The sequence below is a fragment of the Palleronia sp. genome (assembly GCF_042089775.1).
Lineage (GTDB): Bacteria > Pseudomonadota > Alphaproteobacteria > Rhodobacterales > Rhodobacteraceae > Palleronia.
On the sequence record NZ_JBELKF010000259.1, the window covers coordinates 1 to 2520 of the forward strand.

The window sequence follows — 2520 nt, forward strand, 5'->3', positions numbered from 1 at the left end:
TGCGCCGAACGATGCCGGCGACATCGCCTACGCCTTCATTCGTTACTACCGGATTGCCGCAGCCAAGGATCTCAGCCATTCGAGTGGGACTGCGGCCCAGTTCCGAAACCTCACCTCCGGCATAAAACATGGCAGAAGCGTTTTGCCGCTGCACCGCTTTGTGAACTTCCTGTGGGGGTGAGGCTAAGATCGAGAGTTTCGACAGCTTGTCGGTCGGGTCTAGCCGGAGCCGGACTGCATCGGCATCGTCGCGGGTGATCACCTCAAAACGGCTATTTGGGTCGCGCCGGGCAACGGCTCGAAAAAAGGCTGAGAGCCAGTCGACCTTAAACCATCCGCTCAGTACCGTGCCTACGCAACCATAGACGAAGTTTTCTGGCGGCTCGACTGATGGCGTGAAGCGATTGAGGTCCGCACAGGTGGGGATAACGGTGATGTTCTTTCCTAAAAGTTCCCGCGGGTAGCTCTCTTTCAGGTAGCCAACGGCCGCCTCGGTCAGTGACACGACGCCCGCGGCATCGCGCAAGCAGATGCGCTCCGTGCGTTGGATTGTCCGGTGGAGCAAGGAGCCGCGGCGAAGACGACCAGCTGTAACCAATTCTTCCGGCCAGAGCGCACGCATGTCGAATATGAAGGGCGTCCTTGTCAGTTTCCAAATAGCCCACGCGATCACGGCTGGCATGTAGGAGCGCGCATGGATCAGCTTAACTTTTTTGGATTGCACAAGACGCAGCGTTACGGCTCCCATCACCAACTGGCCCCAAGCCGGAGCAATCAGCCGCGGGCTTTTGCGGAAGCGCTGTGGGTACCACTCTATTCCGTAAGCTGCGCAGTCGGCACGCGCCCGCATCATCGCAGCATTATCCGCCCAGTCCTCCGGCTTTTCAAAGGTGACCAAGGTGATGGAATGATCGCGCGAAAGCCCGCGGAGATAGCTCATTACTTGGCTCTGGCCCAGTGGCTCGAGAAGCCCGTTACGGGTGAGGTACAGGGTAGGGATCAGGGACATAGCAATTCCAGGTAACGCTTGGCCGCAATCGCCGGAGCAAAGTCGGATGCGCGTTTCTTTAGGAAGTCGGGATCATATGGTTCGACGAGTGCCGCATGCATAGCATCTGCAAGAGACTGTGCATCGTTAACTGGGACAAGGTGACCGTACTTGCCATTTTCTAAAATCTCTGCCGGACCCGCGGGACAGTCGGTTGATACCACAGGTGTTCCGGTGGCCAAGGCTTCGACAATTACGTTGCCGAACCCCTCATAATCGGACGAAAGCACGAACAAATCGGCGGTTTGGTAGAAAGGTGTTGGATCGGGATGGAAGCCGGCGAAGATCACCTGTTGCGTGATCCCCAACTCGTTAGCCAGTGCGCGCAAATCTGCTTCGCCAGCTCCTGCTCCCACAAACATTAGACTAGCGTCCAGGCGCTTCAGTTTAGCGAAGGCCCGTAAGAGCAAAGAGTGGTTTTTCACCGGTTTCATGCTGCCAACTGTGACGATCCGTGCGCCACGTGGTACGTTCCACAGCGCATCGATCCTTTCCGTAATTCGTGTATTTGGTATTGGGTGAGGCGACACGGGGTTGTAGATCACATCAATCTTTCTGCGCGGGATGCTCGACAACGCCGCCATATCGGCAGCAACTCCGGAAGAAACGCCCACACGTGCATGGGCCAACCGAGAGGCGGATGCCATGCTGCTACGAAGTGCTGCGCGATGGGTGCGGCCCCAACTGTCATACTGGGCAGAGAGGATGCCGTGCTCAGATAAGACGACGCGGCCTCGGTAGCCGGTAAGCCGCATTCCCGGAGCAATGACTGACAGTGGCCACATGGCGGCTAGAAGCGCAACGGGACGTCGTTCCCTGAGGTATCCCGCAAGACGCATCGGCGTTTGACGCATACGTCTACAGCCAAGTGTTTGGACGGGAAAGTACTCCTGTACCTCGCTCAGTAACTCTCCCTGCGCCTGCATCAGTACGAACTCTACATTATGGCCAGCGCGCACAAATTCATGGGCAAGGACAATCCGGATGCGCTCGGCTCCACCACCGCGAAGGTCGGGAAGGAATATGCTGATCACAGCGCATTGCCTACAATCACTCGCGCCAGATCCTTTGCAGCACTCTTCACTCCCATCGCGTAAAAGGGCGGACCGGTATATCCGCCACTTTTGGCAATATTATATAGGCACGTAGCCCTTTCCGAAAGACTCGTTGAGCCATATAGGCGATGACGAAACTTCTGAATTTCGGAGAGCTTTTGATATGCCTCTGCGGCCTCCAAAAAGCTTGCCGCTTGGAATGTCTCTGTTGCCCGAGCGCGTAAATTCAGGATGTAATGGCTGCACTCGGCGGCCACCTCACTTAGGAACAGATAATGATTTGCCGATACCATCCTCGCACGAGCGACTCGCCCGGTTACGGTTTCCTTCGCATACATCCCCGTTAAAGCTTCGTCGTGTCGTCGGTAAAGCGCCGCAGGTTCTTTAAGGACAATAACTCCACCAACAACATTCGCC

Annotated in this window: 3 protein-coding genes; all 3 read right to left on the minus strand. The window is 56.3% G+C overall.

The window, feature by feature from the left end; all coding sequences use genetic code 11:
• Window positions 1–940, minus strand: a 940-nt coding sequence (locus ACFDS3_RS20865) for a glycosyltransferase (protein ID WP_375264239.1), incomplete at its 3' end; no start/stop codon positions are given.
• Window positions 941–999: 59 nt separating this feature from the next.
• Window positions 1000–2082, minus strand: coding sequence for a glycosyltransferase (locus ACFDS3_RS20870; protein WP_375264240.1), 1083 nt, complete (start codon window positions 2080–2082; stop codon window positions 1000–1002).
• Window positions 2079–2520 (minus strand): hypothetical protein (locus ACFDS3_RS20875; RefSeq protein ID WP_375264241.1); only part of this gene is annotated, 442 nt, incomplete at its 5' end. The genes ACFDS3_RS20870 and ACFDS3_RS20875, both read right to left, overlap by 4 nt.